Origin of the sequence: Mesorhizobium vachelliae, from assembly GCF_033977325.1 — a bacterium.
Taxonomy (GTDB): Bacteria; Pseudomonadota; Alphaproteobacteria; order Rhizobiales; family Rhizobiaceae; genus Mesorhizobium; species Mesorhizobium vachelliae.
This window is the reverse complement of the sequence record NZ_JAVIIR010000018.1, coordinates 24,544-37,791: the sequence shown is the minus strand read 5'-3', so window position 1 is coordinate 37,791 and position 13,248 is coordinate 24,544. Positions and strand designations below refer to the sequence as shown.

15 protein-coding genes are annotated in these 13,248 nt (G+C 63.9%); 9 read left to right on the top strand and 6 right to left on the bottom strand.

Going from position 1 to position 13,248, the window contains the following annotated elements:
- The first annotated feature begins 139 nt into the window (after window positions 1-139).
- On the top strand, window positions 140-586 hold the full coding sequence (locus RFM41_RS28900; protein WP_320248708.1) for an iron-sulfur cluster assembly scaffold protein: 447 nt from the start codon (window positions 140-142) through the stop codon (window positions 584-586).
- Between the two features lie 7 nt (window positions 587-593).
- Here the strand turns inward: RFM41_RS28900 and RFM41_RS28895 are convergent, their stop codons facing one another.
- Entirely contained in the window at window positions 594-1,499 is a 906-nt protein-coding gene (locus tag RFM41_RS28895) for a LysR substrate-binding domain-containing protein (RefSeq protein ID WP_320248710.1), read from the bottom strand.
- Between the two features lie 321 nt (window positions 1,500-1,820).
- Here RFM41_RS28895 and yidD point away from each other — a divergent pair, with 321 nt between their 5' ends.
- The 4 genes from yidD to RFM41_RS28875 all read left to right on the top strand — a co-directional run bounded on the left by yidD (window position 1,821) and on the right by RFM41_RS28875 (window position 6,319).
- The gene (gene yidD / locus RFM41_RS28890) at window positions 1,821-2,195 is read left to right on the top strand and encodes a membrane protein insertion efficiency factor YidD (protein WP_320248711.1); all 375 of its coding nucleotides are present in this window, start codon (window positions 1,821-1,823) and stop codon (window positions 2,193-2,195) included.
- Window positions 2,196-2,340: 145 nt separating this feature from the next.
- On the top strand, window positions 2,341-3,153 hold the full coding sequence (gene blaOXA / locus RFM41_RS28885; protein ID WP_320248712.1) for a class D beta-lactamase: 813 nt from the start codon (window positions 2,341-2,343) through the stop codon (window positions 3,151-3,153).
- A 167-nt stretch (window positions 3,154-3,320) separates the two neighbouring features.
- Window positions 3,321-5,294: a threonine--tRNA ligase gene (gene thrS / locus RFM41_RS28880; protein WP_320248713.1), complete on the top strand. Its 1,974-nt coding sequence runs from the start codon at window positions 3,321-3,323 to the stop codon at window positions 5,292-5,294.
- Window positions 5,295-5,377: 83 nt separating this feature from the next.
- A complete protein-coding gene (locus RFM41_RS28875) occupies window positions 5,378-6,319 on the top strand; it encodes a lysophospholipid acyltransferase family protein (RefSeq protein ID WP_320248714.1) in 942 nt (313 codons plus the stop codon).
- Between the two features lie 10 nt (window positions 6,320-6,329).
- On the opposite strand, the gene RFM41_RS28870 is transcribed toward RFM41_RS28875, so the two are convergent.
- Window positions 6,330-7,295, bottom strand: coding sequence for an RgsD C-terminal domain-containing protein (locus RFM41_RS28870; RefSeq protein WP_320248715.1), 966 nt, complete (start codon window positions 7,293-7,295; stop codon window positions 6,330-6,332).
- Window positions 7,296-7,457: 162 nt separating this feature from the next.
- On the opposite strand from RFM41_RS28870, the gene RFM41_RS28865 reads away from it, so the two are divergent.
- Together RFM41_RS28865 and RFM41_RS28860 are read left to right on the top strand one after the other, a co-directional pair.
- Window positions 7,458-8,042 (top strand): nitroreductase family protein, encoded by a 585-nt coding sequence (locus RFM41_RS28865; RefSeq protein ID WP_320248717.1) that lies wholly within the window; start codon window positions 7,458-7,460, stop codon window positions 8,040-8,042.
- A gap of 4 nt (window positions 8,043-8,046) precedes the next feature.
- Window positions 8,047-8,655, top strand: a complete 609-nt coding sequence (locus RFM41_RS28860; protein WP_320248718.1) for a flavin reductase family protein — start codon at window positions 8,047-8,049, stop codon at window positions 8,653-8,655.
- Here the strand turns inward: RFM41_RS28860 and RFM41_RS28855 are convergent.
- Entirely contained in the window at window positions 8,609-9,346 is a 738-nt protein-coding gene (locus RFM41_RS28855; protein WP_320248719.1) for a TetR/AcrR family transcriptional regulator, read from the bottom strand. The genes RFM41_RS28860 and RFM41_RS28855 overlap by 47 nt on opposite strands.
- Window positions 9,347-9,486: 140 nt before the next feature.
- Between RFM41_RS28855 and RFM41_RS28850 the strand changes: the two genes are divergently transcribed.
- On the top strand, window positions 9,487-10,161 hold the full coding sequence (locus tag RFM41_RS28850; RefSeq protein WP_320248720.1) for a methyltransferase family protein: 675 nt from the start codon (window positions 9,487-9,489) through the stop codon (window positions 10,159-10,161).
- Window positions 10,162-10,164: 3 nt separating this feature from the next.
- On the opposite strand, the gene RFM41_RS28845 is transcribed toward RFM41_RS28850, so the two are convergent.
- A complete protein-coding gene (locus RFM41_RS28845; RefSeq protein ID WP_320248722.1) occupies window positions 10,165-11,046 on the bottom strand; it encodes an HpcH/HpaI aldolase/citrate lyase family protein in 882 nt (293 codons plus the stop codon).
- On the bottom strand, window positions 11,046-11,498 hold the full coding sequence (locus tag RFM41_RS28840) for a MaoC family dehydratase (RefSeq protein ID WP_041011475.1): 453 nt from the start codon (window positions 11,496-11,498) through the stop codon (window positions 11,046-11,048). Before RFM41_RS28840 ends, RFM41_RS28845 begins: the two co-directional genes overlap by 1 nt.
- A gap of 152 nt (window positions 11,499-11,650) precedes the next feature.
- Between RFM41_RS28840 and RFM41_RS28835 the strand changes: the two genes are divergently transcribed.
- A complete protein-coding gene (locus tag RFM41_RS28835) occupies window positions 11,651-12,772 on the top strand; it encodes a DUF2336 domain-containing protein (protein WP_320248726.1) in 1,122 nt (373 codons plus the stop codon).
- A 19-nt stretch (window positions 12,773-12,791) separates the two neighbouring features.
- Here RFM41_RS28835 and RFM41_RS28830 read toward each other — a convergent pair whose 3' ends face one another.
- On the bottom strand, window positions 12,792-13,229 hold the full coding sequence (locus tag RFM41_RS28830) for a VOC family protein (protein WP_320248727.1): 438 nt from the start codon (window positions 13,227-13,229) through the stop codon (window positions 12,792-12,794).
- Window positions 13,230-13,248: the final 19 nt, after the last annotated feature.

The following is a 13,248-nucleotide window of genomic DNA, read 5'->3' as shown; positions in this document are numbered from 1 at the left end:
GAACAGATGAGCAGGGACAATGGCTTTTCGTCGCCTTGTCGATGCTCGACTGCGACCATTATATATGGTTACGGCAAAGCGAAAGGAAGACGCGAGAGCGGCAAAGCCTGTTCGCTGCGCGGCGACGGATTGGAAAAATATGATCGACGACGTCTACAATGCGAAAATTCTCGGCTTCGCCGGAAACATCGGGCGGATCGGCCGTCTCGATCAACCCGACGCGACGGCCAGGGCGCATTCCAAATTGTGCGGCTCGACCGTGACCGTCGACCTCAAGATGGATGGCGACGTGGTGACCGATTTCGCCCATGACGTGAAGGCCTGCGCGCTCGGCCAGGCCTCATCCTCGATCATGGCCCAGCATGTGGTCGGCGCCAGCGCCGACGAATTGCGCACGGTGCGCGAAACCATGCTGAAGATGCTGAAGGAAAACGGCGCGCCGCCGGAAGGCCGTTTCGCCGATCTCAAATATCTGGAGCCGGTGCGCGACTACAAGGCGCGCCACGCCTCCACCATGCTGACCTTCGACGCGGTGGTCGATGCGATCGGCCAGATCGAGAAGAAGCGCGCCGGACAGGCGGCTTGAAGATGGCTTAGGCCGCTACCCTGGTCACAGCGAACTCGCTTCGGATCCAGTCGGCGAACGCCCTGGCAGGTTCCGGCAAATCCGTCAAGCTCCTGGCCACCAGCCAGTAGGCGCCGGAAGCGACATCGATATCGAACGGCTTGATCAAAGTACCCGACGCGAGCTCTTCGCCGACCTGCAAGAGATCGCCAAGCGCCACGCCATGGCCAAGCAGCGCAGCCTGTTTCGACAGCGAGACGTCGGCCAGCATCGGGCCACGCGCAGGCACCGCATCGGCAGGCACGCCCGCTGCCCGGAACCAGCGCGCCCAACCCTGGCGGTTTTCCTCATGCAGCAGCGTGTAATGGCGAAGGTCGATCGGCTTTTCCAGGGGAGGGCCGGAGGCGAGCAATCCCGGCGACAGAACCGGTGAATCGACGGTCGAGGCCAGGCGCTCGGCCTCGCTGCGCGGCCATGAGGTGGCGTGCGCGCTGAAACGCAAGGCGAGCTCGGGCTGGTCGCTGCGGAACTCGATCGTTCGTGGATCGACTTCGAGGGATACGTCGATGTCGGGCCGCAGCTGGCGAAAGCGATTGAGCCGGGGCAGCAGCCATACGGCAGCAAGGGACGGTTCGACGCTCACGCGGACAATCGTCTGCGCCGGCGAGGCCGCAAGCTCCGAAAGCACGCGGTCGATATCGTCGAAGCTCCTCACCAGTCGGTCGAGCAGCCGATGTCCCGCATCCGTCAGTTCGACACGGCGATGGAGGCGCAGAAACAGCGGCCGACGCAGGAAGGTCTCGAGCTCCCTGATCTGCCGGCTGATCGCGGCCTGCGAGACATAAAGCTCTTCGGCCGCGCGGCTGAAGCTAAGGTGCCGGCCGGCAGATTCGAAACTTCTGAGCGCCGTCAGCGGGAGCCGGCTACGCTTCATGTCGCATAACCTCAAGTTATTCGACGCGGAAATTATACTCGTTTGAGAGGGAAGGCCAGCGGCGGTCTAATCCGTTTCGAAGGAGACCCGCCATGAACGCGTTCCTGGCCATTTTCAGCGACGTGATACGGATAGCGACCTTCCAATGGCACGGCGAAGCCGTGCGCGGCGGACACCACCATAGCTGTCGCGATCTTTCCCCTCACCATCGCCCATGGGCCGGCAGCCATCCCGTCCGGCGCTCCAGGCCTTGAGGGCAAAAGCATTGCGTTTCAGCGCTGAAGCCCACATCTATCGCGCAGTGAAACAGGCTGCGGAGCGATGGGCGACCATCACGGGCATATGCATGGCGTCCGGCCGGTCCAGCGCGGGCGCAATTGGCAGGGACCCTGGCGCAAGACGCCCGGGCGCGTCTTGGGCACGTCGCTCGTGCGCTTCTATCAACTGACGCTCTCAGGCTTCGTCGGTAACAGCTGCCGGCACCTGCCGACCTGCTCCGAATATGCGCATGAGGCGATTGCCCGCCATGGCCTGTGGGCCGGCGGCTGGATGGGGCTGTTCCGAATCTTGCGCTGCGGGCCGTTCGGAACGCATGGCATCGACCGCGTGCCGGAGGCGCTCGCGTCGCGGTATGTCTGGTTCATGCCGTGGCGCTACTGGCAAATCGGCAAAAGACGAGCAGAACCCGAAATCTGATTGCTTCGCCGTCACAGTCGACCTGGATTTTAACGATCCGGTAGGGTTAACGCGAAGCTGCACGAACACTGCGAATTTGAGACAAAATCGAGACAAGTCGCCTCGCTAAGCCGCTCCCGTAATCTCATACCGGAGTGACTTCGCCATGCGCCAGATGGACCGCTATCCCTTCATTTTCGCCATCGTCCTTTTCCTTCTGGCCTGGATGCTGGGCTTGCCGGTTCGGGCGCAATCGGCGCCGCTCAACGACATCCACTGCACGCTGATCCAGGATGCGCAAAGCGGCGCAACACTTTACCAGGACGGCGTCTGCGACCAGCGCGTCAGCCCGGCCTCGACGTTCAAGGTACCTCTGGCACTGATCGGCTATGATGCCGGCATCCTGAGCGACCAGCACACGCCGAGCTGGGACTACAAGCCGGACTTCAAGGCGGCGAAGCGCGACCAGAAGACCGTCGATCCGACGATCTGGGAACGCGATTCCATCGTCTGGTACTCGCGCGAGATCACGCGGCGTCTCGGGACGGAGAAGTTCGCCGGCTATGTGTCGAAATTCGGCTATGGCAACAAGGATGTCTCAGGCGACGCCGGCAAGGACAATGGGTTGACGCAATCCTGGATCAATTCCTCGCTCGGGATATCGCCGGTCGAGCAGACGGCGTTCCTGCGCCAGCTGCTTGCCGGCAAGATGCCGGTGTCGGCGAAGGCGCATGAGATGACCCAGGCGATCCTGCCGACCTTCGCGGCAGGAGACTGGACCGTGCAAGGCAAGACTGGCAGCACCAGGCTTGGCCAGGACGGCAAACGCTCGCTCGGCTGGTTCGTCGGCTGGGCCAAGAAGGACGGCCGCCGCATCGTCTTTGCAAGGCTGGCCGTCGATGGAAAGCGTACCGACAAGCTGAAAGGCCTCGCGACGCGGGCGGCGTTCCTGAAGGATTTGCCCGGGCTTATCAAATAAAAACGCCTCATCAAATAGACGGCTGGCGGCTTTACGGCGGCGGAAACTCCTCATAAAAGACTGCCGCCGCCGGACGCCTCCGGCTAACCCTCTGCATGCCGCAACGCATCCAGCGGCACGCATTTCACCACCCGCGCTCGTTTGCGGGACTGGATAGGAGAACCCTGATGCCGAATTCCGTTTCCCTGACATTTCCCGATGGTTCCGTCCGCGAGTACGACGCGGCGCTGACCGGCGCTGGTCTTGCCGAATCGATCTCCAAGTCGCTGGCCAAGAAGGCTGTCGCCTACAGCCTCGACGGCACCCTTCGCGACCTTTCCGATCCGCTCGGTACGTCCGGCAAGGTCGAGATCATCACCCGCGAGGATCCGCGCGCGCTGGAGCTCATCCGCCATGACACGGCGCATGTGCTGGCCGAGGCCGTGCAGGAGCTGTGGCCGGGAACGCAGGTGACCATCGGGCCGGTGATCGAGAACGGGTTCTATTACGACTTCGCGAGGAACGAGCCGTTCACGCCGGACGATTTCCCGGTGATCGAGAAGAAGATGCGCGAGATCATTCAGCGCAACAAGCCGTTCACCAAGGAAGTGTGGTCGCGGGAGAAGGCGAAGAAGGTCTTCGCCGACAAGGGCGAGCGCTACAAGCTCGAGCTGATCGATGCCATACCGGAAGACCAGGACCTCAAGATCTATGCGCAGGGCGACTGGTTCGATCTCTGCCGCGGCCCGCACATGGCCTCGACGGGGCAAATCGGCAACGCCTTCAAGCTGATGAAGGTCGCCGGCGCCTATTGGCGCGGCGACTCGAACAACCCGATGCTGACGCGCATCTATGGCACCGCCTGGGCCGATCAGGCGCAGCTCGACGCCTACCAGACGCTGCTGGAAGAGGCCGAGAAGCGCGATCACCGCAAGCTCGGCCGCGAGATGGACCTGTTCCATTTCCAGGAAGAGGGGCCGGGCGTCGTCTTCTGGCACGCCAAGGGCTGGAAGATGGTGCAGAACCTGATCAACTACATGCGCCGCCGCCTGGACGAACACGGCTATCAGGAGGTCAACGCGCCGCAGGTTTTGGACAAGAGCCTGTGGGAGACGTCGGGCCACTGGGGATGGTACCGCGACGCCATGTTCAAGGTGACCGTCGCCGGCGACGACACGGATGACGACCGCGTCTTCGCGCTGAAGCCGATGAACTGTCCTGGCCATGTGCAGATCTTCAAGCATGGGTTGAAGTCTTACCGCGAACTGCCCGTCAAGCTTGCGGAGTTCGGCAATGTGCATCGCTACGAGCCGTCGGGCGCGCTGCACGGGCTGATGCGCGTGCGCGGCTTCACGCAGGACGATGCGCATATCTTCTGCACCGAGGAGCAGCTCGCGGCCGAGTGCCTGCGCATCAACGATCTGATCCTGTCGACCTATGCCGATTTCGGCTTCGACGAGGTCAGCGTGAAGCTCTCGACCCGGCCGGACAAGCGGGTCGGCACCGACGAGGCGTGGGACCATGCCGAAGCGATCATGAGCAACGTGCTGGAGACGATCCGCACGCGCTCCGGCAACCGCATCAAGACCTCGATCAATCCGGGCGAGGGCGCCTTCTACGGGCCGAAATTCGAATATGTGCTGAAGGACGCCATCGGCCGCGAATGGCAATGCGGCACCACGCAGGTCGACTTCAACCTGCCGGAGCGCTTCGGTGCCTTCTATATCGGCTCGGATTCGGAGAAGAAGCAGCCGGTGATGGTGCATCGCGCCGTCTGCGGTTCGATGGAGCGGTTTCTCGGCATCCTGATCGAGAACTATTCCGGCCATTTCCCGCTGTGGTTCGCGCCGCTGCAGGTGGTGGTGGCGACGATCACCTCGGATGCGGACGAATACGCCATCAAGGTGGTCGAGCGGCTGAAGGCCGCTGGGCTGCTCGCCGAGGCCGATCTGCGAAACGAGAAGATCAACTACAAGGTGCGCGAGCATTCCCTGGCCAAGGTCCCGGTCATCCTTGTCTGCGGCAAGCGCGAAGCGGAAGAGGAAACCGTCAATGTCCGCCGCCTGGGCTCCCGCGACCAGGAATCGCTAAAGCTCGAGGATGCAGTGAAGTCACTGGCCGACGAGGCAGTCTCGCCCGACCGCAGGCGCCGCGCCGCCTGACATACCAGCACTTTCTAAAATGGCGGTGGCGCGTCCTCCGCCATTTTCATATGCCTGTCACGCCAGCCCTGTAACGAGCCGCCATGCTCAAATTGAAACTGCGGGAAAGACGTTTTCCCGAGCTCTCCTACGCCAATGCGCATCAGCCGGTGCTGACGCGCTGGTTCATCCATTCCGTCGAGGGCCTGTCGGGGCGCGACCGCTTCGCCGTCCTCTATGATTTCTGGCGCCGCCAGGTGGTGCCGACCGGTGACCGCGTGTTCAGCCGCATGCTGGAATTGATCGACGTCAAGGTTCGCAACGCGGTGCAATGGCCGCCGGCGGCGCTGCCGGACACGCCGCTGGTCATCGTCGCCAATCATCCCTTCGGCATCGGCGACGGCATTGCGGTGCTGTCGCTGGTCGAGCAGCTCGGCCGGCCGTTCCGAGTGATGATCCACAAGGATCTGCTCAGGATCCGCGAGATGGAGCCCTATTCGCTGCCGATCGATTTTTCCGAGACCAAAGAAGCGATGAAGAACAACATGGCGGTGCGCCATGAAGCGGTGCGGCTGCTGAAGGAAGGCGTCACCATCGTCGTCTTCCCGGCCGGCGGCGTCGCCACGGCGCCGAAGGGTTTCGGCCGCGCCATCGACCTGCCGTGGAAGATGTTCCCGGCCAAGCTGATCCAGGACGCCAAGGCCTCGGTCATCCCGATGCATTTTTCCGGCCAGAACGGTCGCCTGTTCCATCTCGTCAGCGGCCCGATGAATATGGCCGAGCACGACAACCGCGTGGCGAAATTCATCGGCAAGGCATCGCTGACACTGCGCACTTCCTTGCTGATCCGCGAGTTCGCCCGCCTTTCAGGCAAGGCCATCGAGGTGCGTATCGGCGACGTGCTAAGATGGAGCGACCTTGAGCCGCTGCGCGACCGCAAGGCGTTGCTCGATCGCCTCTATCGTGCGGTCTTCGACTTGGCGACGCCTTCTGCGCAGCGCGGGCGCGTGCCGTTCCTGCCCAAGCGGATGCGCAAGGCGGCCTGAATAACAGTAACTAGTCCGCGCCTTCCTCGGGATCGATGGCGGACTGTTCATTGGCCACGACCTCAATCTCCTGGTTCTGGCCGGCAACCACCGTGAAATCCTTCTGGTAGATGCGGTCGCGGTTCTTGGCGATGATGGTGTAGTCACCCTCGGCCAGCACCATCGAAGCGAACGCGCCAACCGCTTCCTTGATCGGATCGCCGCTCTCGTTGAGCAGCGACCAGGACGTGTCGGCGATCGCTTCGCCGCCGGGTTCGCGCACCAGCTTCATCGTCATCTCTGCGGCGCGGTGCTCCACGGTCGCCTCCGTCAGCTTGCCGGCCTCGACGCGGATGTCGGAACGGATCACGGCGTTGACCGCACCATAGGTGGAGACGACGTGGTAGGTGCCGGCGTTCAACCGCACCACCGTGTTCGGCGCGACGTCGGGGGCGATCAGCGGCCGGTCGCCATTGGCCGCGGCCTGGCCTTCATAGATCGAGAAGCGCAGTTTCTTCGGCGGGATGGGCGCGCCGCCCGAGGTCACCGCATCGAGCTTCAAGCCGCCGGCGTCGAGCACGAGGCTTTCGCGCCGGGGCTCCTTGCCGACGGTGATGCGCTTGGTGGCGCCAGCGCGTCCGTAGGAGGCATGGACGAGGTAACTGCCCGGGTCGAGCTGGAATACGGCCGTGCCGCCATGGGCGGATGCCACCATCGGCAGCTTGCCGTCGCTGGAGGGCTGCGGCTTGAAGACCCGCCAGACGATGCCGCGGCTGATGTCGGCGCCCTTGTCGGTCAACTGCGCCGACAGCGTGATGGCGCCGCCACTGCCGAGCGCCAGCGGTCCTCCCGTCTTGGGCGTCGCGTAGCTCGAAATGCCTGGAAGCTTGATGTCGCCGACATCGTTGGCGTTCTGGGCCAGCGCGAAAGAAACCGGCACCACGAACAACGCAGTGACGAGTGCGATCACGAAAAGGCGCAGAGTCCCCTCAAACATGCCTTGCGTTGAAGCCCAAGGCGGTGGCAATTTCAAGGCCTAGAAGCGAGCCTCCCTGCGCGGCGGCTTCTTATCCGGCGCAAAACGCCACCGCCCGAGCCGCCCGACCTCCCGATGGCGTGCTTCAGCTCAAAATCGAGTGCCTTCAGGAGACTTGCGCCCATGGCGTCGCCGATCATCGACTTCCTGCTTACCCGCAATTCCGCGCCGATCCCCGACCTCAAGCAGCCGGCGCCGAGCGATGCCGAGATCGCGACGATGATCGCGGCGGCCTCGCGCGTTCCCGACCATGGCCGGCTTGAGCCGTGGCGCTTCATCCTCTATCGCGGCGAGGCGCGCGTCGAGATCGGCAAGAAGCTGGCGGCACTTGCCGAGCAGCGCGAGGGGCCGTTGCCGGAAGGCCGGCGCAACCAGGAACTGGCGCGCTTCTCGCGCGCGCCGCTGGTGGTCGGCGTCGTATCGGTGCCGAAGGAGAGCCCGAAGATCCCGCAATGGGAGATGTTCCTGTCGGGCGGCATGGCGGCCATGAACCTGATGATCGCGGCCAACGCGCTGGGCTATGGCACCAACATGATCAGCAACTGGTATTCCGACGTTGCGGAGGGCAGGGCGATCCTCGGGCTCTCGCCGCAGGAGCGCGTCGTGGGCTTCGTCCATATCGGCTCCTATCAGGGGCCGGCGCCGGAGCGGCCACGGCCAGATCCGGCGAAGCTCTATGCCGATTACTCTGGTCCCTGGGCCGGGTAGCGCCATGTTCTATGAGCCGTCCAAGGGACATGGCCTGCCGCATGACCCGTCAAAGGCGATCGTGGCGCCGCGGCCGATCGGCTGGATCTCGACGATCGACAAGGAGGGCAAGGTAAACCTTGCTCCCTATTCTTTCTTCAATGCGCTTTCGACACGTCCCTTCATCGTCTGGTTTTCGTCGGAAGGCGAGAAGGACAGTGCCGCGATCGCAGCACAAACAGGCGAGTTCGTCGCCAATCTGGTGAGCCGCGAGCTGGCGCAGAAGATGAACCGCACGGCGGTCGATGCGCCGCGCGGGGTCAGTGAATTCGATTACGCCGATCTCGCCATGGCGCCATCGCGCCTGGTTGCGCCGCCGCGCGTGGCCGAAGCGCCCGCGGCGCTGGAATGCCGGGTGACGGAGATATTCCGGCCAAGGGCGCTGGACGGCACCCAGACCGGCGCGGTCGTCGTTGCCGGCGAGGTCGTCGGCGTCCACATCGACGACGCCTATCTCAAGGACGGGCTGTTCGACATCGTCAGGGCCGGCAACGTCGCGCGCCTCGGCTATATGGACTATGCCGGCGTCAACGAGATTTTCTCGATGCGGCGGCCGCGCTGGGGGAAGGATTAGCCCGACGCGCCGTCATGACGGCGCGCACATACCCCGGCTCGCCGATCCGGATGCTGCCGTCGGGAAGGCCGAGGATACGGTCGAGCGCGATCTCGTAAAGCCGTACCCGTTTCTCCAGGGTTTCGATGGCGATCTCCATATCGGCATCGCTGCCGCCGGCGAACGCCTTGGCGATCACACCGTGCGTGGCCATGCCGAACTGCATGACGATGTCGGCGACGCCTTCCGGATCGAAGGTGCGGAACGTTCCGTCCTCGACACCCTGCCTGATGATTTCGACCAGCAAGGGCGAAAAGGCCGCGCTGGCCGCCTGGTTGATGCGGTGAAACAGCACCAGGTTTTCCGGCCGGAACATTGTCTCGAACAGCGCCCAGGCTTCCGCCGCGGTCTCGACCTTGGCCTGCCGTGACTTCGCGAGCAGGGCGTTGAGGCGTCCAAGCGGATCGAGCGCCGGATCGCCGAGCACATCCTGAACGCCGGCGAGCGCCTGTCTGGCGAAACGTTCCGCCAATGCCTCCAGCAAGGCCTCCTTGGAGGCGAAGTAGTGATAGAAGGCGCCCTTCGAGATGCCGGCGGCGGCGATGACGTCGTTTAGGCTCGCCTTGTCGTAGCCATGCGTCAGGAACAGCGCCTGGGCATGGTCCAGCAGCTCTTCTCGCCTGAGCTCCGGGTGCTTGATGATACGTGGCATGACGAAACCTTGTGCACGCGGTGGCCGTTTCCGTCCAGATGCTTCACGCTGATTGCGCTTGAGAATAGACCGTCGGTCGGTATAATAGACCACTGGTCTGATTCGACAACAGTAGCGGGGGACGTCACGGAAGGTTGGTCATGATCTCGAGATTGGTTTTCCAGACATTCGTATGGTTCGGCATCATGGGCGTGCTGCTGTTCCTGTCGGCCGGAACGCTGCACTGGACCGGGGCCTGGGTGTACATGGTCGTGATGGTCGGGTTGAGCCTTACGATGGGCGTGGCGCTGGCCCGGCGCGATCCAGGCCTGATGAATGAACGCCTGCGCCCGCCGATCCAGAAAACCCAGACCGCGGCCGACAAGATAGTGCAGAGCATATTGCTGCTCGGCATTTTCGCCTGGCTGGTCCTGATGGGGCTCGATACCCGTTTCGGCTGGTCGGCAGTTCCCGTCTGGGCGCAGGTGGTCGGCGCTCTGGTCCTGCTCGTCGGCATCTGGATCTGCTATCTTACGATGCTGGAAAACAGCTTCGCGGCGCCTGTCGTGAAGATCCAGGACGAGCGTGGACAGAAGGTGATCACCACCGGTCCATACGGCTATGTCCGCCACCCTATGTATGCGGGCGCCATTCTCTATTTCGCCGGGACGGCGCTGCTGCTCGGCTCCTGGTGGGGACTGGCATCGGTGCTTGCCTTCGTCGTCCTGCTCGCCATCCGCACCTTCATCGAGGAAAAGACCTTGCGGACCGGCCTGCAAGGCTATGACGACTATGCCGCGCGCGTCCGCTACAAACTGATCCCGATGGTCTGGTAACGGTCAGACAGAGCTGCCTGTCGCTTTGGCGCGGGCGAGCAGCCGCTCGGCCAGGCGCAGATGCGGCCTGTCGTACATCTTGCCGTCGATGCCGACGACGCCCGGATTCCCCGCCGCCGCGAAGGCATCGACGATCGCCCGCGATCGCTCGACCGCTTCGGCGGACGGCGTGAAGGCGGCATTGATGACCGGCACCTGCGCCGGATGGATCGCCATCTTGCCGGTGAAGCCGTCGCGCTCGGCCTCTCGGCATTCCTTCTCGAAGGCGGCCATCTCGCGGAAATCGGGGAAGACCGTGTCGATGGGAGCGACTTCGGCCGCGCTGGCCGCCAGAATGGTCATGGTGCGCGCCAGGCGAAAGACGTCGGTGTAGCGGCCGCTCCTGTCGCGGGTCGTGCGTGCGCCGATCGCCGCGGACAAGTCCTCCGCGCCCCAGGTCAGACCGGAAAGCCGCGCGCTCGTTCCGGTATAGCTCGCCGCCGCCAGCACCCCCGCCGCGGTCTCGGTGATGATCGGCAGGATTCTTATGGCGCCATCCGGCAGCCCGTTCTCCGCCTCGTGCACTCGCAGCTTTGCCGACAGTTGCTGGACGTCCTGCCCGCTGTTCGACTTCGGCAGCATGATGCCGTCGGGCTTCGCCGGGACAAGGGCGGAGAGGTCGTCGTCTGTCAAGCCGGTGGAAAGGTCGTTGACCCGCACATAGATGACCGAACCCGTCCGGTGCCTTTGGCTGGAGACGAAACCGGCCGCGGTCGCGCGCGCCGCAGCCTTGTTGGCGGCGGCTACGGAATCCTCGAGATCGACGATGACCACGTCGGCGCCGGCTGCGATTCCCTTTTCCAGCTTGCGCTCGGAGTCGCCGGGCACGAACAGCAGCGAGCGCATCAGGCGGCCTTCCTCAGCATCATCGCCTGCCTGGTGCATTTGGCGACAAGAACGTCATTCTGATTGTAGGCGCGGTGCTCGAACTCGACGATGCCGCGGTCGGGTTTCGACTTGGAGTCGCGCACGGAGACGACTGTCGTCTCGACCCGGATGGTGTCGCCGTGAAAGACAGGGTGCGGGAACACTGTTTCCTTCATGCCGAGATTGGCGACCGTGGTGCCGACGGTGATATCGTTCACCGAAATGCCGATCATCAGGCCGAGCGTGAACAGCGAATTCACCAGCGGCTTGCCCCATTCGGTTTTCGCCGCAAAGTCGAAATCGATGTGCAGGGGCTGCGGGTTCAGCGTCATCACCGAAAACAGCATGTTGTCGCTTTCGGTCACGGTCTTGCGCAGCGTATGGCGGAAGACATGGCCGACGACAAACTCTTCCAGATAAAGCCCGGCCATGGTTCGATCTCCTCCAATTTGCTTGCTTGATAGGCGTTGGCCGCGCCGCCATCAAGCCGGTTAAGAAACATGGTGAACCGTTCGTAAACCATTTCCAGCCTACCGTTCGCAACGGGGCCGGGACCTTTCCGGCAGGGGCGCAGCTGGTCGGCATGGTTGTTTCGCACTTTCTAAAATGGATTGATACGGCAAGGGTTTCCGAGCGCGCCGCCGCTGCGAGCGCGCTGGCGCGCGCCTATATCAATTCCGATCTGCCGTTCGAGGATCGCTGTGCCGCGGAGGCGGCGCTGACACTGCTTCTGGATGACGCTTCCTCCAAGGTCCGCCTGGCGCTCGCCGAGGCGTTGTCGATGAGCCATCACGCGCCGCCGCAGGTGATCAGCGCCTTGGCCGCCGACCAGCCGGAAGTCGCGGCGCTGGTGCTCGCGCGTTCGCCGCTGCTTACCGATGCCGACCTGGTCGAGCGCGTCGCCTGCGGCCAGAAAGCAACGCAGAAGCTGATCGCCAACCGTCCGGTCGTCTCGATGTCGCTGGCGGCGGCGATCGCCGAGATCGGCGAACCGGAAGCCTGCGCCGTGCTGATCGGCAACAGCGGGGCGGAGATTGCTTCCCTCAGCTTCCGCCGCATGGCCGAGCGGCACGGACACCTGCCGCTGGTGCGCGAGGCGCTGATTGCCGATCGGCGCCTGCCAGCAGACTGCCGGCACATGCTGCTGGTCAAGCTCGGCGAGACCCTGAAAGGATCGCCGCTGGTGCTGGCGATGATGGGGGCGGCGCGCGCCGATCGCGTGATGCGCGACGCCTGTGTGAAGGCCTCCGTCACGCTGATCGAAGGAACGCGCATGGAAGAACATGCCGCGCTGATCGAGCATCTGCGGCTGCGCGGCGACCTCACCGCCGGTTTCATCATCCGCACCATCGCGCATGGCAAGGTGGACTTTTTCGGCTCGACGCTGGTGGCTCTGGCCCAACAGTCCGAGCAGCGGGTGACCGCGCTTCTCGCCGGCGGGCACGACGTGGCGCTGCAGGCGCTGTTCCGCAGCGCCGGACTTGCGCCGGCGACGCATGGCATCATCCTGCGCGCGCTGAAGATCTGGCGCGAGGTCGCCAATGGCCGGCGTCTCGCCGGCGTGCAGGAAGTGAGCTGGCTGATGCTGAAGGAGCTCGGCGGCCAATCGGCCGAGGGCGATCTTGCCGGGCTGGTGAAATCGATCCATCTCGACGCGCTGCGCGAAAACGCGCGCGGCCATGCGCTGGCCATCGCGGCTGCCTAGGCGGATCGACAATCAGGTCTCAGCCGAGCTCCTGAGCGAGTCCGATCAGAAGCCCTTCTGGTCCGCGGATGTAGCAGAGCCGATACACGTCCTTGTACCGGACCACTTCGCCGACGAGCTCGGCGCCGCGCCTGCGGAGCCTCTCCAGCGTGTCGTCGATGTCATCCACGGCGAACATGACGCGGAGATAGCCCAAGGCGTTCACAGGGGCGTTGCGGTGATCCGCCACGACACGGGGCTTGAGGAAGCGCGACAGCTCGAGACGGCCGTGGCCGTCCGGCATGCGCATCATGGCAATCTCGACATGCTGATCGCCGAGCCCGGTGACACGGCCGGCCCACTCTCCCTTGATCGTGGCTCGCCCTTCGAGCTCGAGGCCGAGCTCGCGAAAGAATTCAATCGTCGCATCGAGGTCCTCGACAACGATCCCGATGTTGTCCATCCGTTTGAGCGCCATTATGTCCACCCTAAAAAGT

What these genes read in the sequence shown, in the direction of transcription:
- RFM41_RS28900 (WP_320248708.1), top strand. Translation starts at nt 140, where the DNA reads ATGATCGACGACGTCTACAATGCGAAAATTCTCGGCTTCGCCGGAAAC.
- RFM41_RS28895 (WP_320248710.1), bottom strand. Translation starts at nt 1,499, where the DNA reads ATGAAGCGTAGCCGGCTCCCGCTGACGGCGCTCAGAAGTTTCGAATCT.
- yidD (WP_320248711.1), top strand. Translation starts at nt 1,821, where the DNA reads ATGGGCGACCATCACGGGCATATGCATGGCGTCCGGCCGGTCCAGCGC.
- blaOXA (WP_320248712.1), top strand. Translation starts at nt 2,341, where the DNA reads ATGCGCCAGATGGACCGCTATCCCTTCATTTTCGCCATCGTCCTTTTC.
- thrS (WP_320248713.1), top strand. Translation starts at nt 3,321, where the DNA reads ATGCCGAATTCCGTTTCCCTGACATTTCCCGATGGTTCCGTCCGCGAG.
- RFM41_RS28875 (WP_320248714.1), top strand. Translation starts at nt 5,378, where the DNA reads ATGCTCAAATTGAAACTGCGGGAAAGACGTTTTCCCGAGCTCTCCTAC.
- RFM41_RS28870 (WP_320248715.1), bottom strand. Translation starts at nt 7,295, where the DNA reads ATGTTTGAGGGGACTCTGCGCCTTTTCGTGATCGCACTCGTCACTGCG.
- RFM41_RS28865 (WP_320248717.1), top strand. Translation starts at nt 7,458, where the DNA reads ATGGCGTCGCCGATCATCGACTTCCTGCTTACCCGCAATTCCGCGCCG.
- RFM41_RS28860 (WP_320248718.1), top strand. Translation starts at nt 8,047, where the DNA reads ATGTTCTATGAGCCGTCCAAGGGACATGGCCTGCCGCATGACCCGTCA.
- RFM41_RS28855 (WP_320248719.1), bottom strand. Translation starts at nt 9,346, where the DNA reads ATGCCACGTATCATCAAGCACCCGGAGCTCAGGCGAGAAGAGCTGCTG.
- RFM41_RS28850 (WP_320248720.1), top strand. Translation starts at nt 9,487, where the DNA reads ATGATCTCGAGATTGGTTTTCCAGACATTCGTATGGTTCGGCATCATG.
- RFM41_RS28845 (WP_320248722.1), bottom strand. Translation starts at nt 11,046, where the DNA reads ATGCGCTCGCTGCTGTTCGTGCCCGGCGACTCCGAGCGCAAGCTGGAA.
- RFM41_RS28840 (WP_041011475.1), bottom strand. Translation starts at nt 11,498, where the DNA reads ATGGCCGGGCTTTATCTGGAAGAGTTTGTCGTCGGCCATGTCTTCCGC.
- RFM41_RS28835 (WP_320248726.1), top strand. Translation starts at nt 11,651, where the DNA reads ATGGTTGTTTCGCACTTTCTAAAATGGATTGATACGGCAAGGGTTTCC.
- RFM41_RS28830 (WP_320248727.1), bottom strand. Translation starts at nt 13,229, where the DNA reads ATGGCGCTCAAACGGATGGACAACATCGGGATCGTTGTCGAGGACCTC.